The organism is Mesorhizobium sp. NPDC059025 (assembly GCF_042739655.1).
GTDB lineage: Bacteria > Pseudomonadota > Alphaproteobacteria > Rhizobiales > Rhizobiaceae > Mesorhizobium.
The window spans coordinates 184,908-201,567 of sequence record NZ_JBHYIM010000004.1; the positions used below are offsets into that span (position 1 = coordinate 184,908).

Here is a 16,660-nt window from a genome sequence, read left to right on the forward strand (position 1 = left end):
ATCTTTTGTTTTTACTACATTTTTGTAGCCAAGTGATTCCACTTGGCTACAAAAATGCTCTAGCGGGCCACGGGCAGACTGGTACGTGGCTTGATCAGGCTCCAGCCCAGTGTCATGCCTGCGGCGGCAATCAGGATGGCGACGGCGCCGACCAGTTGCAGCGGATGCAGGCGCTGCCCGAAGACCACGAAGTCCGCGACAATGGCTACGACGGGGTAGATGAAGGACAGCGCGCCGACGAGATTGGTGGGCAGTTTCTGGATCGCGCCGTAGAGCAGGATGTACATCAGGCCGGTATGGACGACACCGACTGCGGCAAGCAAGGCCCAGGTACGGGCGTCTGTCGGCAGATTCGTGAGATTCGCGAACGGGATCAGCATCAGGATGCCGACAGTAACCTGAATGAGCGCGATCAAGTGTGGCGGTACGCCCTTGAGCTTCTTCGCGACGATCGCGGCTATGGCGTAGAAGAATGCCGCGCCGAGCGCCAGCAGGATGCCGACAAGATAGTTCGACCCGGTGTGGGCGGCGTTCGGCTTGGCCTGCACGATCAGCAGCATGCCAGCGAAAGCGACCGCAAGCCAGGTCAGTTTGGTCAGCGTCAGGCGCTCGCTGAACAGCAGCGCGCCCAGCGCCACCAGCATGAAGGGCTGCGTGTTGTAGACGGCCGTGGCAATCGAGATCGAGGCGCGCGGGAAGGCGGCGAACAGCAGCAGCCAGTTGGAGACGATGGCAATGCCGCCGATGATTGCATAGGCGATCTGTCGGCGGGAGATCACGTCGCGCCTGAACAGGCCGAGAGCGCCGCAGACGATCAGCAGCGTGACGGTGCCGAAGGCACAGCGCCAGAACACCACGTCCATCACCGGCTGCCCAGACAGGACGACAAACACGCCGATCGTTCCAGAGATCACCATTGCAGCGGTCATCTCGACCGTTCCGCGCGCGTTGTCCGACATGATGCGACCTCTCCTTCGTTCGTGACCGTTTTGTACGCGCTCGAAGGTTCGGAATACATACCATTGGAAAGGCAATTGCGAAAAACGACCTAATCTTGTAAGGTATGGTATGTAAAAATCCTAAGGATGAGTGATGCTGGACGATCTAGACCGGCGTATTGTCGAAATCCTGGTCGACGACGCGCGTATCTCGCTGAAGGAACTGGCGGCTCGCGTGAACCTGTCGTCGCCAAGCGCGTCGGAGCGATTGCGGCGATTGGAGGAGCGCGGCGTCATCCGCGCCTTCACAGTCGATGTCGATCCCGCCGCGCTCGGCTACACGCTGCAGGCGATCGTGCGCATCAAGCCGCTGCCGGGCAGGTTGCATCAGGTGCAGAAGCTGGTCGAGGAAATCCCGGAATTCACCGAATGCGACAAGGTGACCGGTGATGACTGCTTCATCGGGCGGCTGCACATCCGCTCGATCAGCGATCTCGACCGCATCCTCGACAAGATCACCGACAAGGCCGAGACCAGCAGCGCCATCGTCAAGGCACAGCCGGTGAAGCGCCGGCTGCCGCCGTTCGCTTGAACCATGCCGGACAAAAAAGAAACGGCGCCGTGACGGCGCCGTTTCTGTTCAATAGAAAGTCGGTGTCAGCCGATCTTCTGGCCGGTCTTTGCCCAGTCGGCGAGGAACTGTTCGAGCCCCTTGTCGGTGAGCGGATGCTTGACCAGGGCCTTCAGCGTGGCCGGCGGGATGGTGGCGACGTCGGCGCCGATCAGGGCGGCGCGCTTGACATGGTCCGGCGTGCGGATCGAGGCGGCCAGGATCTCGGTGTCGAAGCCGTAATTGTCATAGACCTGGCGGATCTCGGCGATCACTTCCATGCCGTCGAAGCCCATGTCGTCGAGACGGCCGATGAAGGGCGAGATGAAGGTGGCGCCGGCCTTGGCGGCAAGCAGCGCCTGGTTGGCCGAGAAGCAGAGCGTGACGTTGACCATGCGGCCCTCGGCACGGATGGCCCGGCAGGCCTTGAGGCCGTCGAGGGTGAGCGGCACCTTGATGCAGACATTGTCGGCGATCTTCGCCAGCACCTTGGCTTCCTTCATCATGCCGTCGAAATCGGTGGCGGTGACTTCGGCCGAGACCGGACCCTCGACGATGTCGCAGATCTGTTTGGTGACCTCATCGATCTTCCCGCCGGACTTCAGGATCAGCGACGGGTTGGTGGTGACGCCATCGAGCAGGCCCAGCGCATTGAGCTCCTGGATTTCCTTCACATCAGCGGTGTCGACGAAGAATTTCATGGTGTTCTCCTTGGGAGGGATAAGGCACTGCGCCGCAGGCTTGGCGTTGCCCTTTGCTCTAGACCAAAGTCGGGGCAAGGTCACGCGTCATGAAAGAAGATTCGCCCTTCACGACGGCCGCACCCGTGCTGGTGCCGATGCCTGCCGAGCGCGCCTACACTTACGCGGTGCCGGAACGCATGCGTGTGGTGCCGGGTTCCATCGTGCGTGTGCCCCTCGGCCCCAGGCTGGTGGCGGGCGTTGTCTGGGATGGCACGGTCGAACAGGTCGACGCCAGGAAGCTGAGGCCCATCGACCATGTCTTCGATTGTCCGCCGATCGATCACGACATGCGCCGTTTCGTCGACTGGATCGCGCAATACACGCTGACCCCGCCCGGTCTCGTCGCGCGCATGCTGCTGCGCGCGCCCGAGGCCTTCGATCCGGAACCCTGGATCGAAGGCCTGCAGCGTACCGCCGCGATCCCGGACCGGATCACCGCCGCGAGGTCTCGCGTGCTGGAAACCGCCGATGGCGGCCTGGCGTGGACGCGCTCGGGCCTGGCACATGCGGCCGGTGTTTCCTCGACCGTCATCGACGGCCTGAGGGCGCAGGGCGTGTTCGAGACGGTGATGATCCCGCCGCGTCCGGTTGTGGCGGCACCCGACCCGACCTATGCGCGGCCAGAGTTGACGCCCGATCAGGCGGCGGCAGCCGAGACCCTGCGCGCCGGGGCCGCCGCGGGGACCTTTGGCGTGACGCTGCTGGACGGCGTCACCGGATCCGGCAAGACGGAAGTCTATTTCGAAGCCGTCGCGACAGCGCTCGACCAGGGCAAGCAGGTGCTGATCCTGCTGCCGGAAATCGCGCTCACCCACGCTTTCCTCGAACGCTTCCAGACGCGCTTCGGCGCCAAGCCGGCGGAATGGCACTCCGACCTTGCCCCGAAGATGCGGGAGCGCGTGTGGCGGCAGGTTGCGGAAGGCACGGTGCGTGTGGTCGCCGGTGCGCGTTCGGCGCTGTTCCTGCCGTTCAAGGAACTTGGCCTGATCGTCGTCGACGAAGAGCACGACCCTGCCTACAAGCAGGAGGATCGGGTCTTCTACAATGCCCGCGACATGGCGGTGGTGCGCGGCCATATCGGATCCTTCCCGATCGTGCTCGCGTCGGCCACGCCTTCGGTTGAAAGCCAGGTCAATGCCAATCAGGGCCGTTATGCCCGTGTCGACCTGCCCGCGCGTTTCGCCGAAGCTGCCCTGCCGACCCTGCGCTCGATCGATATGCGCCGTGCGCCACCGGCGCGTGGCAACTTCCTGTCGCCGCTGCTTGTCGAGGCGATGACCAGGACCCTTGCGAGGCAAGAGCAGTCGCTGCTGTTCCTCAACCGGCGCGGCTACGCGCCGCTGACGCTGTGCCGATCCTGCGGCCATCGTTTCGGCTGCCCGGTCTGTTCGGCGTGGCTGGTCGAGCATCGCTTTCGCGGGCAACTGGTCTGCCACCATTGCGGCCACAACGAGAGGCGTCCGGATGCCTGCCCGGAATGTGGCACCATCGATCATCTGGTGGCATGCGGTCCGGGCGTGGAACGCATCGCCGAGGAGGTGGTCGCCGCTTTCCCGGATGCACGCACCATCGTGCTGTCCTCCGACCTCGTCGGCGGAGTGCGGCGACTGAGACTGGAACTGGAGGCCATCGCGAAAGGCGAGGCTGATATCGTCATCGGCACCCAGCTCGTCGCCAAGGGCCACAATTTCCCGAACATGACGCTGGTTGGCATCATCGACGCCGACCTCGGCCTTGCCAATGGCGATCCACGCGCGGCCGAGCGCACTTTCCAGCTTCTGTCTCAGGTGACGGGCCGGGCCGGCCGCACGGGCAAGAAGAGCCTCGGGCTGCTGCAGACCTACCAGCCGGACCATCCGGTCATGCGGGCGATCGTCTCGGGAGACGTCGGTGCTTTTTATGAGCGCGAGATCGCGGAGCGCGAGCGTGCGGCGCTGCCGCCGTTCGGCCGGCTCGCCGGCATCATCGTCAGCGCCGAGACGCGCCACGACGCGGAAGCGCATGCGCGCGGCTTGCGCCGGGCGGCGCCGGATGCGTCGGATATCTTCGTGCTGGGGCCTGCGGAAGCGCCGTTGGCTCTGGTCGGTGGCCGTCACCGCTTTCGCCTGCTCGTGCACGGCGAGCGCCGCTCCGACATGCAGAGTTTCGTACGCCAGATGCTGGCCGAGGGGCCGAAAGTGAGGGGGTCGGTGCGGGTGAGTGTCGATATCGATCCGCAGAGCTTCCTGTGAGGGTTGGTTGCTTGATCGAAAGGCATGCAGAGTTCCAATCCCTCTACAGAGAGCGACACGGCGAGGCAGTGTTGGAATTTTTCGGCCGCGCTGCCGACTATGCGTTGATGGAGCGCGGTCAGCTCCCTGATGCGGCAAGTGTTCGAAGCTTCTTCGAAGACTGTCCTCCGGGATGTGATCCGGCCAGTTCCCTCAAGCTGGCGTGCTTTGACGGGCAGGACGCCATCATCGGCATCGCGGATATGGCCTTCGGTTTTCCTGAAAAATCAGATGCCTATATCGGGCTGCTGCTGATCGATCCCGGGATGCGAGCACAGGGCATCGGCCGGCGCTTTGTGCTTCATCTTGTTCGCGAGGCGCAGGTGCGGCGGTGCCGGCGGATGCTGGTTGCTGTTCTCGACGTCAACACGCGCGGCCGCAGCTTCTGGGAGCGCGAGGGTTTTGTGCTGGAGAAGACGTTTGAACCGCGAGACATCGGTTCGAAGCGACATGTGCTGCATCGACTGATCAGGCCGCTATAGGCGAAGTCCTTTAAAGCGGGATGGCGACCATCAGCAGCAGCGGCGCATGTTCCGCGGCCTCGGTCCGCTGGATCTGCCATCGTGCGGTTTCGAGATTGTCACGGAGCCTGGCGATAATCGCTTCGATCTGGCCTGCCGATGGTGGTTCGTAAGCAAGGACAAGCCTGCCGCCCGGCTTGAGCAGGCCGCGGATGGTTTTCAATGCTGCATTCGCGTCGATCCAGAACAGATTGACATTGATGGCGAAGGCGATGTCGAAACGGTCGGCGCCGGCACCGAAGTTTTCGATCGAGGTGTGAACCAGCCTTAGCCTGCCAGCGCGCTCATCAACCTCGTTGAGTGCATGTGCAGCTTCGATCGCCGTGTCGGAGCGGTCGATGCCTACCAGCCTGCCGGTCGTCAGTTTCGACAGCACGAGTGCTGCAGCGATGCCGCGTCCGCCGCCGATCTCGAGCATCGTTTCGTTGCCCGCGATGCCGAGCCGATCGATCGTCCAGACAAGCCGTTCAGGAATTTTCATCGCCAGCGCTTGTCCAACAGCGGGATGGCATATCTGAACGGCAGACCGAGGCGGTGGCAAGGGTTGACGGGATGGATGAGAAAGGTTTCCGTTAATGGAAACTTTTTGTTGCCTTGCAGATATCTGGCGAATAGTTTCCCGATCTGGAAACTATAAGGACCACTCATGTCGCTGACCCTGTATCTCCACCCGCTCGCGGCGTTCTGCCACAAGGTGCTCATCGCCTTTTATGAGAACGACCTCGATTTTCGCTCCGAGACCGTGGACCTCCTGGATCCCGGTTCGGCGGCGAGCCATCTCGCACGATGGCCGGTCGGCAAGATCCCGGTGTTGCATGATGCAGTCGGCAACCGCGTCGTTCCGGAGACCAGCATCATCATCGAATATGTGCAGCGGCACTATCCCGGGCCTTCTCCAATGTTGCCGCACGAACCGGAGGCCCGCCTCGATGCCCGTTTGTGGGAGCGCTTTTTCGATCTCTATGTCAGCGAGCCGATGCAGAAGATCGTTACCGACCGGCTGCGGCCGGAGGGCGGCAACGACCCGGTCGGCGTCGCCCATGCCCGCAACACGCTGGATACGGCCTACGCCATGATCGACGGCCAGCTGGCGGGCAGGGAATGGGCGATCGGCGATGACTTCACCATTGCCGACTGTGCTGCAGCGCCCTGCCTTTTCTTTTCCTCGATCGTGCACCCGTTCGGTGACGATCAGGACAATCTTTGCGCCTATCTCGAACGCCTGCTGGCCCGGCCAGCGGTGAAGAGAACACTTGCAGAAGCGCAGCCCTTCTTCTCAATGTTCCCCTATCGCGACGCCATGCCGGAGCGGTTCGCAAGCGGTGCCGCCTTTGTCTGAGGATAATCCATGCAGCAAACCCAGCCTCTCGACCGCATCTTCCTGGCGCTCGCCGATCCCGGCCGGCGCGGCATGATCGAACAGCTGGCGCGCGGCCCGGCGACGGTGAAAGAACTGGCTCGACCGGCCAATATGCGGCTGCCGTCAGCGGTGAAGCATCTCAAGGTGCTCGAAGACGGCGGTATCGTCGTTTCGCGCAAGGCCGGCCGTACCCGCACCTATGCCATGCGACGCGATGCGTTCGCACCGGTGAACGATTGGGTGGGTGCACGGGAAACAGCACTCAATGCTGCATTCGATCGCCTCGCCCAGGCGATCGCCGACATGCCGGAAGAGGAATGACCATGACTGTCGAACACAAAACCTTTGTCGTCGAGCGCGAACTGGCAGCCAGCCCGAAACATGCTTTTCGGTTCTTTTCGGAGCCTGCGCTGAAAGAGCGCTGGACCTCCTGTCATCCGGACTGGGCGGTGCTGGAGGAGGAGTTCGATTTCCGCGTCGGTGGTGTCGAGGCCAAACGCTGGCGTACCGATGGGGGGCAGGAGCAGACCTTCCTTGCCCGCTATCTCGATATCGTGCCGGCACGGCGCATCATCTATGCCTTCGACATGGGCTTTGCCGGCGAGCGGCTCTCGGCCTCACTGGCGACGGTCGAGTTCTTTGCCGAGGCGGCCCGCACGCGCATGGTCTTCACCGAGCAGGTCGCCTGGCTCGGCGATGCCGGCTCGATGCAATTGCGCATTGCCGGTACGGGCGAGGGGTTGGACCTGCTCGCGGATATCATCGCGATGGAAGGCGCTGATATTCATTAAGTTGTTAGATCTACAATGATATATCAATTGATATATCATTGTTTGTCGCTTTGGATCGCCATCGTCCTGCGCAAAAATCGCTCCGGCATTCGCGCGACCATTTAACAGGCCATCGCCAGGAGCAGGCCGCCGACAACGGCAAAATTGATGATGAAAGCGGAGCGAAGGCCTTGTCTCTGCGGGCCTGAATAGCGCCAGAAATTGAGCGCAAGCGCACTTGCGGCGACGGTGAAGACGGTCAGGGCGGCAGCGGCATAAGACCTGTGGAAGCCGAGGACCACGCACAGGCCTGCTGTGACTTCAAGCAGTGAGCCGGCCGCAAGCAACGGCCCGGGTGCCGGGAAGCCGTGCTCGCCAAGCTGGCCGGCGAGGGCACGGAAGCGCAGGAAGTGCTCCAGCCCCGCCCAGACGAAGACGCCGCCGAGCAGGATGAAGCCAAGATGCTGAAGGGGCAGGTTCATGGTAAGGCCTCGCATGGTGTGAACGTATCGCACCATGCTCCGGCATCTCACCGCGATCTTGAACGAAACGGCCAAACAGCTTGGAGCAAGTTCAGTGTCCGGCGTTTCCGTTCAGAGAGCTTCAGAGTGTCTCCATGTTCCTGTGAAACCGGAAACTCTACTCTTCGGGCGTGCCGGCGGTGACGGCGGCCAGCCAGCGGCGGACAATCTTCTGTTCGTCTTGCGAATATCCGGCGGCGAGATCGGCTTCGAGCAGGCGGACGCGGCCGCGCGCCTCGGCATAAACCGCCTTGCCCTTTTCGCTCAGTTCCAGCTGCCGGATGCGCTCGTTACCGGCGTGGCGGCGTTTCACGATCGTGCCGGCCTTTTCCAGGTTGGCGACGATAACGCTCAGCGTCTGCGGTGTCAGCAATGCCGCGCGCGCCAGATCGGCATTGGACAGGCCGGGATAGGCACTCAGCATCGCCATCACCGCGAACTGCGGCTGGGTGATGCCAAGATCCACGAGTGTCGCCTCCATGCGATAGCGATAGGCGCCTGCCGCCTGGCGCAGCAGATAACCGAAGTAGCCGTCCTCGCCGCGCCTGCCCTCGCCGACACGCGGTATCGGCTGTGTGGAATCCGGTCCTGCTATGATATCTCTCCTCTCACCTGGAATGGCCATCGTGGTCTTCGGGCAGAAGCACCGTCAAGGGGCCGCAGTTTTCGTCAGCGACGAACATGGCAAGCAAGGAAGCCGGTTCGGTCTTGCTGGCATTCTCCGCGAACAGATGGATTGCGCCTTTCGGCTCGAACCAGCTCTGTCCCTGGGTGTAGGTCATCGGCGGCTCGCCGGCGAGCTGCGATTTCAATGTGCCCTTCAGGACGAACGCGGTCACGTTGCCGGGATGGTGATGGCGCGGCGTGTAGGCATCCGGAGGGAAGTCGACAATCGCCACTGTCACCGCCTTGCCGGGAATGTCCGGCAGTGGCGTGCAGGAAATCGGTTTGATTTCGGTCGCCGGGCGACCCGAGGCCGCAGCAGACGTGCCATTTTCTGCCATGTGCATGGCCCCAGGTGGCGGTGCCATTGTCGTCACGTACAACCCTGCCGAAACTGCGCCGGCTACAGCCACGGCGGCCAATGCGACGAGGTGCCGCCGCTTCGACAGGCCTTGCGGGGTCTTGTCGTGGAAGATTTGGCTGCTCATGGTGTGGTTCTCCTGAAATCGGCGTGCCAACCAAGGTCCGCGGTGGCTCTTTCGGTCGAAACCTGGTCGTTCGGTTCTGCGATGTTGTAGATGCCGGCGCCGTGTTCGACGGCGAGCAACGCTGCGTAGGAGGCGGCGTCGATATGCACGGAAGCGCCCGGTTTCGGCGCTTCAAATCCCGTACCTGGACCATAGAACTGGCCGTAGCGCAGGATGACGGCCGCCATCGGCGCCTCGAGAGCCTGGCGTTCGAGGGCGACGACGCCGTTGATGCTGATGGCACGCGGCCCTTCCGCGCCGGTATCGAGCGGGTCCTGCTCGCCATGCGGCAGCGGACCGGGCGCATAGGCCCAGGCGATGCTCTGCACGATCAATCGCCTGGCACCGGCCCGTTTTGCAGCCTCGACCAGATTGCGGGTGCCTTCGTCGCGGATGCGGGCGTTGCGCACGATCGCTTCGCTCATCCGCGCCGGGTCGAGATCCTTCGGCAGGTCGGTCAACTGGTGGACGACGACCTCAGGCCTGGTTTCAAGCATGGCCGCCGACAGCGCGTCGGCATCGAATACGTCCACGAGCACGGCAGCGGCGCCTGCCGCCTTCAGTTCCACGGCTTTCGAGGCCGAGCGGGTGGTGCCCCATACCAGGTGCCCCTTTTCGACAAGCATCGGCGTGAGGCGTCGCCCAACCGCTCCGCTGGCTCCCGCGAGAAAAATCCTCGTGCCCATTCGATCTTCTCCATGTATCAGTGTTCTGATATCAGTATTCTTATATATGGTCAAGCAGACGAATTTGGGCAGTTGCCGGGCACGCGTCTGCGCGCTTGACTTCCCAAGGCGATGATCTTCAATGCGGTCTCGTTTCGAGGGGACCAAAATGGAATTTTCATTTCCTTGGCCGACCACCCAGGGGGAGTGGCTCGCGTGGTCGAGCGCAGCGGTCACGCTGCTGCTCGGTCTGGCCCTGTTCTTCGCGCCGGGTCTCTGTTTCAAGTTGCTGCGCCTGCAGCCCAAGCCGGAAAAGCCGGAAGCCATTGCCGAAGGGCGAGCGCGGATGGCTGGTTTTTATCTCGGCGTCGGGCTCTGCGCGATTCTGCTGGCCCAGCCGCTGCTCTATATGGCGCTCGGCTTCTCTTGGCTGTTCACCGCGTTCGGGCGGGTCCTCGCGATGATGTCCGATGGCGCCAATACACCTTACAACTGGGGTGCGGTCGTCGTGGAGCTCGTGCTGGCGGTGTTGCCGCTCGCGTTCGCCTTTGGCTTTTTGCCCTGAATCGTGGTGAATCCGCTGCCAGCCATTGAACTCGGCCGCCGGATGCGACAAAAGTGCCTTGAAAGCATGTCCGTGGACGCATTGCGGTCCTGAAAAGCCTGTGCTAGACGGCAACCGACTTTCGACCGGGGGACAGCGGAAGCCGCGTCCCTTGGCTTGAAAAAATGCAGTAAGGTCAAAGATTTAGCCAGAGTTTTCGCTCGCGCCAACGATCTGCGGCCTCTCAGACAAGAGAAAAGACGGTCCGTGGCCCAAACGTCCTCGCCAATCTCCGCTGTCGCAGAACGCTATGCGTCATCGCTTTTCGAGCTGGCGCTCGAGGCGAAATCCGTCGCCAAGGTCGAAGCCGATCTCAACAGCTTCGACGCTCTGCTCGCCAACAGCGCCGATCTGAAGCGCCTGATCGAAAGCCCGGTGTTCACCACCGAGGAGCAGGTTCGCGCCATTTCCGCCATTGTCGACAAGGCCAAGATCGCAGGTCTCGCCGGGAACTTCCTGCGCGTGGTGGCCGGCAATCGTCGTCTGTTCGCCGTGCCCGGCATGATCAAGGCGTTCCGCCGCATCGCTGCCGAGCATCGCGGCGAGACTGCTGCCGAGGTGACGTCGGCGCATGCATTGACTTCGGCTCAGGAAGCAGAACTGAAGACCGCACTGAAAGCCGTCGCCGGCAAGGACGTCGCGATCACCGTTACGGTTGATCCTTCGCTGCTCGGCGGCATGATCGTGAAGATGGGCTCGCGCCAGATCGACACGTCGCTTAAAACCAAACTCAATTCGCTCAAGCTTGCACTGAAAGAGGTCGGCTGATGGACATCCGCGCCGCGGAAATTTCCGCAATTCTGAAAGACCAGATCAAGAACTTCGGCAAGGAAGCCGAAGTCTCCGAAGTTGGTCAGGTTCTGTCGGTGGGGGACGGTATCGCCCGCGTCTACGGTCTCGACAACGTCCAAGCCGGTGAGATGGTCGAGTTCCCGGGCGGCATCCGTGGCATGGCGCTGAACCTCGAAGCCGACAATGTCGGCGTGGTTATCTTCGGTGCCGACCGCGACATCAAGGAAGGCGACACCGTCAAGCGTACCGGCGCCATCGTCGACGTTCCGGTCGGCCCGGGTTTGCTCGGCCGCGTCGTTGACGCTCTCGGCAACCCGATCGACGGCAAGGGTCCGATCAAGGCTGTCGAACGTCGCCGCGTCGACGTGAAGGCTCCCGGCATCATTCCCCGCAAGTCGGTGCATGAGCCGATGTCGACCGGCCTCAAGGCGATCGACGCTTTGATCCCGATTGGTCGCGGTCAGCGCGAACTGGTCATCGGCGACCGTCAGACCGGCAAGACCGCCATCATCCTGGACACCATGCTGAACCAGAAGTCGGTGCACGAAACCGGCCCTGAGGCGGAAAAGCTGTTCTGCGTCTACGTCGCCATCGGCCAGAAGCGCTCGACCGTCGCGCAGTTCGTGAAGGTGCTGGAAGAGCGCGGCGCGCTCGACTACTCCATCATCATCGCCGCCACCGCTTCGGATCCGGCGCCGATGCAGTTCCTGGCGCCGTTCACCGGCTGCACCATGGGCGAATACTTCCGTGACAACGGCAAGCACGCCCTCATCTCCTACGACGATCTGTCCAAGCAGGCCGTCGCCTACCGTCAGATGTCGCTGCTGCTGCGCCGCCCGCCGGGCCGTGAAGCTTACCCGGGCGACGTCTTCTACCTGCACTCCCGTCTGCTCGAGCGCGCTGCGAAGCTCAACGATGACAACGGCAACGGTTCGCTGACCGCGCTGCCGATCATCGAGACGCAGGCCAACGACGTGTCGGCCTACATCCCGACCAACGTGATCTCGATCACCGATGGTCAGATCTTCCTCGAAACCAGCCTGTTCTTCCAGGGTATCCGTCCGGCCGTGAACGTCGGTCTGTCGGTGTCGCGCGTCGGCTCGTCGGCGCAGATCAAGGCGATGAAGCAGGTTGCCGGCTCCATCAAGGGCGAACTCGCGCAGTACCGCGAAATGGCGGCCTTCGCGCAGTTCGGCTCGGATCTCGATGCCGCCACGCAGCGCTTGCTGAACCGTGGTGCACGCCTGACCGAGCTGCTCAAGCAGCCGCAATTCTCGCCGCTGAAGACGGAAGAAGAAGTCGCGGTGATCTTCGCTGGTGTGAACGGCTATCTGGACAAGCTGGCAGTCAACCAGGTCGGCAAATTCGAGCAGGGTCTGCTTTCGCATATGCGCACCACCGGCAAGGCGGTTCTCGATGCGATTCGCAAGGAGAAGGCGCTGTCGGACGATCTGCGCGGCAAGCTCAAGGCCGAGATCGACAATTTCGCCAAGACCTTCGCGTAAGGCGACGGAAGACGGGACCGGGTTTGAAGCATGCCTTCACTAAAAGACCTTCGTAACCGCATCGCCTCCGTCAAGGCGACGCAGAAGATCACCAAGGCGATGCAGATGGTCGCCGCGGCGAAGCTGCGTCGTGCCCAGGAGGCCGCGGAAGCGGCGCGTCCCTATTCCGAGCGGATGGGCGCGGTGCTGGCCAACATCACCCAGGCTGTCGGCGGCGGCGGTGACGCTCCTGCGCTGATGACCGGCACGGGCAAGGACGACGTGCATCTGCTCGTCGTCTGCACGGCCGAGCGCGGCCTGTGCGGCGGCTTCAATTCGCAGATCGCGCGTCTGGCTCGCGACCATGTCCGCAAACTTCTCTCGGCCGGCAAGCAGGTGAAGATCATCTGCGTCGGCAAGAAAGGCTTCGACATCCTGCGTCGCGACTATGCTTCGCTGATCATCGATCGCGTCGACCTGCGCGAAGTGCGTACGCTGAGCTTCGTGAACGCAGACGCCATCGCCAAGAAGGTGATCGGCCTGTTCAATGACGGTCAGTTCGACGTCTGCACGCTGTTCTATTCGAACTTCAAGTCGGTGATCAGCCAGATTCCGACCGCGCAGCAGATCATTCCTGCGGCAGCAGAAACCTCGGGCGAAGCCGCCAACGGTGCCGCTGTCTACGAATACGAGCCGGAGCCGGGCGAAATCCTCTCCGACCTCATCCCGCGCAACATCGCGGTGCAGATCTTCCGGGCGTTGCTGGAAAACGCAGCCGGTGAGATGGGCGCCAAGATGAGCGCGATGGACAATGCGACGCGCAACGCGGGCGACATGATCAACAGACTGTCGATCACGTACAACCGCCAGCGCCAGGCGCAGATCACCAAGGAACTGATCGAAATCATTTCGGGCGCCGAGGCGCTCTAAGCGTGAACCGCGAAGGCAGGCGGCCTTCGCTCGGAGCACGCGGTAACCAAACGGACGGAAAAGGGTAAACACGATGGCGAAAGCAGCGACCCCGAAGAAGGAGGCACCGGCGAAGGCCGCGGCTGCTTCCAAGGCGCCGGCGGAGGCAAAGGCCGCTCCGGCAAAGAAGGCGGCGGCCGCTCCGGCCAAGGCTGCGGCACCAGCGAAGACGGCTGCTCCTGCCAAGGCAGCGGCTCCGGCAAAGGCGGCTGCGGCAACGAAGGCTCCGGCCAAGACCGCTGCGGTCAAGGCCACCGGTGCCGCCGGCAGGGTTCGCCAGGTCATCGGCGCCGTTGTCGACGTGCAGTTCGACAACCATCTGCCGGCGATTCTGAACGCGCTGGAAACCGAGAACGTCGGCAACCGCCTGGTTCTCGAAGTCGCCCAGCACCTCGGTGAAAACACCGTGCGCTGCATCGCCATGGACTCCACCGAAGGTCTGGTGCGTGGCCAGCTGGTCTATGACACCGGCGCTCCGATCTCGGTTCCGGTCGGCCCGGGCATGCTCGGCCGCATCATCAACGTCATCGGCGAGCCGGTTGACGAAGCCGGTCCTGTGAAGGGCGTCGAGATTCGCGCCATCCACCAGCCGGCACCGGCCTATGTCGACCAGTCGACGGAGGCACAGATCCTCGTCACCGGCATCAAGGTTCTCGACCTGCTCGCTCCCTACGCCCGCGGCGGCAAGATCGGCCTGTTCGGCGGCGCCGGCGTCGGCAAGACCGTTCTCATCCAGGAACTGATCAACAACGTCGCCAAGGCGCACGGCGGCTATTCGGTGTTCGCCGGTGTCGGCGAGCGCACCCGCGAAGGCAACGACCTCTATCACGAGTTCATCGAATCGGGCGTCAACAAGAAGGGCGGCGGTGAAGGCTCGAAGGCAGCACTCGTGTACGGCCAGATGAACGAGCCGCCGGGAGCCCGCGCTCGCGTCGCTCTGACCGGTCTGACGGTTGCCGAATATTTCCGCGACCAGGGTCAGGACGTGCTGTTCTTCGTCGACAACATCTTCCGCTTCACCCAGGCGGGTTCGGAAGTGTCGGCTCTGCTCGGCCGTATTCCTTCGGCGGTGGGTTATCAGCCGACGCTTGCCACCGACATGGGCGCGCTGCAGGAACGCATCACCACCACGACCAAGGGTTCGATCACCTCGGTGCAGGCCATCTATGTGCCCGCCGACGACTTGACCGACCCGGCGCCGGCAACCTCGTTTGCGCACCTTGATGCGACGACGGTGTTGAACCGCGCCATCTCGGAAAAGGGCATCTATCCTGCGGTGGATCCGCTCGACTCGACCTCGCGCATGCTTGACCCGCTGATCGTGGGTGAAGAGCACTACCAGGTTGCCCGTCAGGTGCAGTCGATCCTCCAGCGCTACAAGTCGCTGCAGGACATCATCGCCATCCTGGGCATGGACGAACTGTCCGAAGAGGACAAGCAGACCGTCGCTCGCGCCCGCAAGATCGAGCGCTTCCTGTCGCAGCCGTTCTTCGTCGCCGAAGTGTTCACGGGTGCGCCTGGCAAGCTGGTCGATCTCGCCGACACCATCAAGGGCTTCAAGGGTCTTTGCGACGGTGACTACGACCACCTGCCGGAAGCTGCCTTCTACATGGTCGGCAACATCGACGAGGCGGTCGAGAAGGCCCAGCGTCTGGCCGCCGAAGCGGCCTGATCGCAAGAAAACAACCGCGCGGACGTGTCGTCCGCGCGTTTCGTTCCGAGCGTTTGTGAGACGACATGGCTAAAGCTTTCAAATTCGAACTGGTCTCGCCCGAGCGCCTGCTTGTCTCGGAAGAGGTCGAGTCCGTCGTCATTCCCGGTGCGGAAGGCGAGATGACCGTGATGGCGGAGCATGCTCCGGTGATGACCACCATCAAGCCGGGCGTCGTTACGGTGAAGCCGGCTTCCGGTAACGTCCAGCGCTTCGTGGTGTTCGGCGGTTTCGCCGACATCCTGCCTTCGGGCTGCACGCTGCTGGCGGAATCGGCTGTCGCCGTCGAAGATATCGATCGTGCAGACATCGCCCGTCGCATCCAGGAAGCGCGCGAGGACATCGCCGATGCCAAGGATGATGCGTCGCGCTCCAAGGCTGAGCAGTTCCTGCACCAGCTCACGACGCTGGAAGGCGCTATCCTGCCTGCCTGATGGTTTGAGTTTTCAACACTGAAAAGCCGGGCTTCAGCCCGGCTTTTTTGTTGGCCGCAGGCTCGTGACCAAAGCTTCGGGGAACGCGGTCGCCCAGCGCTCCCGACACGTGCGGCTGGCAGAGCTAAACCTTCCAGATGCGCTTGGCATTGGCCGACAGCAGCTTCTGCCGTTCGTCGATGCTTGCGCCGGCCAGCAGGGCGTGAGTGGCGGCGACCCAGGTCGAGAGACCGCCGCCCAGCGTGCAGACCGGCCAATCGCTGCCCCAGATCACCCGATCCCAGCCGAAGCGCCCGATGACGTGCTCGGCGTAGGGCCGTAAAGTCTCGACCGTCCAAGCATCGGGATCGGCATAGGCAACGATGCCGGAGATCTTGGCCACCACATTCGGCCGGCGGGAAATTTCGGCGATATGGTCCCGCCATGGGTGTTCGGCCTTGGCCTTGATATCGGGCACGCCGCAATGGTCGAGCACGAACGTTGTTTCGGGCGCCAGGTCGGCCAATGCGATGGCCTTCGGGATCTGATGCGGCTGCACACAAAGGTCGAAGGTAAGGCCGCCGCCTATCCGTTTGATGTTATCGCGAAACAAAGCGCCTTCGGAGACGTCGTCTGGCACGACGTGGAGAACGCGGCGAAAACCCTTGACGAAAGGGTCTGTCCGAACACGTTCCAGATAGGCGGGAAAGCCCTCTTCTTCCGGACGACAGGAGGCGATGGCACCTCTCAGGAGACTGCCCTGGCGCGTCGCCAACGCCTTCAAGTGAGCGGTTTCCGTCTCGATGTCGTCAGGGTCGACATCCACCTCCATATGGAAGGCGCCCTCGATGCCGGCGCGGCGTGCCTCGGTCGCGTATTCTTCATGCGAGAAGTCGCGGTTGAGCGCGGGTACGTTGCCGAGCCACGGGTATCGCAGCGCATGCCTGTCGATCAGGTGCAGATGGGTATCGAAGATCATGTCGCGCTTCCCTGACTGTGGCGGCGAAAGCGCGCCCTGCTTCGGCCATGAGAGCATCATTCAGGCGGGAAGGAAATGCTTCTTGGCGGGAAGCTTTTTTGCCGCCTGCGCGACAAGACG

Annotated in this window: 20 protein-coding genes; 12 read left to right on the forward strand and 8 right to left on the reverse strand. The window is 62.8% G+C overall.

All coding sequences use genetic code 11. From position 1 onward, the window contains the following. Positions 1–59 precede the first annotated feature (59 nt). Positions 60–959 (reverse strand): DMT family transporter, encoded by a 900-nt coding sequence (locus ACFWYE_RS12150; protein ID WP_379111615.1) that lies wholly within the window; start codon positions 957–959, stop codon positions 60–62. Positions 960–1,092: 133 nt separating this feature from the next. Between ACFWYE_RS12150 and ACFWYE_RS12155 the strand changes: the two genes are divergently transcribed. After that, a complete protein-coding gene (locus tag ACFWYE_RS12155; RefSeq protein ID WP_129412573.1) occupies positions 1,093–1,530 on the forward strand; it encodes an Lrp/AsnC family transcriptional regulator in 438 nt (145 codons plus the stop codon). 65 nt (positions 1,531–1,595) lie between these two features. Here ACFWYE_RS12155 and fsa read toward each other — a convergent pair whose 3' ends face one another. Beyond that, positions 1,596–2,249: a fructose-6-phosphate aldolase gene (fsa, locus tag ACFWYE_RS12160; RefSeq protein ID WP_379063702.1), complete on the reverse strand. Its 654-nt coding sequence runs from the start codon at positions 2,247–2,249 to the stop codon at positions 1,596–1,598. An 89-nt stretch (positions 2,250–2,338) separates the two neighbouring features. On the opposite strand from fsa, the gene ACFWYE_RS12165 reads away from it, so the two are divergent. Together ACFWYE_RS12165 and ACFWYE_RS12170 are read left to right on the forward strand one after the other, a co-directional pair. Then, complete coding sequence (locus tag ACFWYE_RS12165; protein WP_379111617.1) at positions 2,339–4,522, forward strand: primosomal protein N'; 2,184 nt, start codon at positions 2,339–2,341, stop codon at positions 4,520–4,522. A 71-nt stretch (positions 4,523–4,593) separates the two neighbouring features. Continuing rightward, the gene (locus ACFWYE_RS12170) at positions 4,594–5,043 is read left to right on the forward strand and encodes a GNAT family N-acetyltransferase (protein ID WP_379111619.1); all 450 of its coding nucleotides are present in this window, start codon (positions 4,594–4,596) and stop codon (positions 5,041–5,043) included. 10 nt (positions 5,044–5,053) lie between these two features. On the opposite strand, the gene ACFWYE_RS12175 is transcribed toward ACFWYE_RS12170, so the two are convergent. Then, on the reverse strand, positions 5,054–5,563 hold the full coding sequence (locus tag ACFWYE_RS12175; protein ID WP_379111620.1) for a class I SAM-dependent methyltransferase: 510 nt from the start codon (positions 5,561–5,563) through the stop codon (positions 5,054–5,056). Positions 5,564–5,728: 165 nt separating this feature from the next. Here ACFWYE_RS12175 and ACFWYE_RS12180 point away from each other — a divergent pair, with 165 nt between their 5' ends. From ACFWYE_RS12180 to ACFWYE_RS12190, 3 genes are read left to right on the forward strand one after another with little or no spacing between them, the layout of a single operon-like run. Beyond that, positions 5,729–6,421 carry a glutathione S-transferase family protein gene (locus ACFWYE_RS12180; RefSeq protein WP_379111621.1) on the forward strand — a complete coding sequence of 231 codons (693 nt, stop codon included), beginning with the start codon at positions 5,729–5,731 and terminating at the stop codon, positions 6,419–6,421. Positions 6,422–6,430: 9 nt separating this feature from the next. Beyond that, entirely contained in the window at positions 6,431–6,763 is a 333-nt protein-coding gene (locus tag ACFWYE_RS12185; RefSeq protein ID WP_379111622.1) for an ArsR/SmtB family transcription factor, read from the forward strand. Between the two features lie 2 nt (positions 6,764–6,765). Next, the gene (locus ACFWYE_RS12190; protein ID WP_379111623.1) at positions 6,766–7,233 is read left to right on the forward strand and encodes an SRPBCC family protein; all 468 of its coding nucleotides are present in this window, start codon (positions 6,766–6,768) and stop codon (positions 7,231–7,233) included. Between the two features lie 101 nt (positions 7,234–7,334). Here the strand turns inward: ACFWYE_RS12190 and ACFWYE_RS12195 are convergent, their stop codons facing one another. The 4 genes from ACFWYE_RS12195 to ACFWYE_RS12210 form a co-directional block, all read right to left on the reverse strand. Continuing rightward, positions 7,335–7,694, reverse strand: a complete 360-nt coding sequence (locus ACFWYE_RS12195) for a DoxX family protein (protein WP_379111625.1) — start codon at positions 7,692–7,694, stop codon at positions 7,335–7,337. A 157-nt stretch (positions 7,695–7,851) separates the two neighbouring features. Then, on the reverse strand, positions 7,852–8,358 hold the full coding sequence (locus ACFWYE_RS12200) for a MarR family winged helix-turn-helix transcriptional regulator (RefSeq protein WP_379111626.1): 507 nt from the start codon (positions 8,356–8,358) through the stop codon (positions 7,852–7,854). Then, positions 8,342–8,884, reverse strand: a complete 543-nt coding sequence (locus tag ACFWYE_RS12205; protein ID WP_379111627.1) for a cupin domain-containing protein — start codon at positions 8,882–8,884, stop codon at positions 8,342–8,344. The genes ACFWYE_RS12200 and ACFWYE_RS12205 overlap by 17 nt, the downstream gene beginning before the upstream one ends. Continuing rightward, positions 8,881–9,609 carry an NAD-dependent epimerase/dehydratase family protein gene (locus tag ACFWYE_RS12210; protein WP_379111629.1) on the reverse strand — a complete coding sequence of 243 codons (729 nt, stop codon included), beginning with the start codon at positions 9,607–9,609 and terminating at the stop codon, positions 8,881–8,883. Before ACFWYE_RS12210 ends, ACFWYE_RS12205 begins: the two co-directional genes overlap by 4 nt. Before the next feature lie 148 nt (positions 9,610–9,757). Here ACFWYE_RS12210 and ACFWYE_RS12215 point away from each other — a divergent pair, with 148 nt between their 5' ends. The 6 genes from ACFWYE_RS12215 to ACFWYE_RS12240 all read left to right on the forward strand — a co-directional run bounded on the left by ACFWYE_RS12215 (position 9,758) and on the right by ACFWYE_RS12240 (position 15,582). Continuing rightward, entirely contained in the window at positions 9,758–10,153 is a 396-nt protein-coding gene (locus tag ACFWYE_RS12215; protein ID WP_326894926.1) for a DUF4345 family protein, read from the forward strand. 246 nt (positions 10,154–10,399) lie between these two features. Then, positions 10,400–10,960 (forward strand): F0F1 ATP synthase subunit delta, encoded by a 561-nt coding sequence (locus tag ACFWYE_RS12220; protein WP_379065538.1) that lies wholly within the window; start codon positions 10,400–10,402, stop codon positions 10,958–10,960. Beyond that, the gene (atpA, locus tag ACFWYE_RS12225; protein ID WP_379065540.1) at positions 10,960–12,489 is read left to right on the forward strand and encodes a F0F1 ATP synthase subunit alpha; all 1,530 of its coding nucleotides are present in this window, start codon (positions 10,960–10,962) and stop codon (positions 12,487–12,489) included. The genes ACFWYE_RS12220 and atpA overlap by 1 nt, the downstream gene beginning before the upstream one ends. Before the next feature lie 30 nt (positions 12,490–12,519). Next, the gene (locus tag ACFWYE_RS12230) at positions 12,520–13,398 is read left to right on the forward strand and encodes a F0F1 ATP synthase subunit gamma (protein WP_379065542.1); all 879 of its coding nucleotides are present in this window, start codon (positions 12,520–12,522) and stop codon (positions 13,396–13,398) included. Between the two features lie 73 nt (positions 13,399–13,471). After that, the gene (gene atpD, locus ACFWYE_RS12235; protein ID WP_379111631.1) at positions 13,472–15,109 is read left to right on the forward strand and encodes a F0F1 ATP synthase subunit beta; all 1,638 of its coding nucleotides are present in this window, start codon (positions 13,472–13,474) and stop codon (positions 15,107–15,109) included. Between the two features lie 65 nt (positions 15,110–15,174). Further along, the gene (locus tag ACFWYE_RS12240; protein ID WP_379111633.1) at positions 15,175–15,582 is read left to right on the forward strand and encodes a F0F1 ATP synthase subunit epsilon; all 408 of its coding nucleotides are present in this window, start codon (positions 15,175–15,177) and stop codon (positions 15,580–15,582) included. A 124-nt stretch (positions 15,583–15,706) separates the two neighbouring features. Here the strand turns inward: ACFWYE_RS12240 and ACFWYE_RS12245 are convergent, their stop codons facing one another. Beyond that, positions 15,707–16,540, reverse strand: coding sequence for an amidohydrolase family protein (locus tag ACFWYE_RS12245; protein WP_379111635.1), 834 nt, complete (start codon positions 16,538–16,540; stop codon positions 15,707–15,709). Positions 16,541–16,660: the final 120 nt, after the last annotated feature.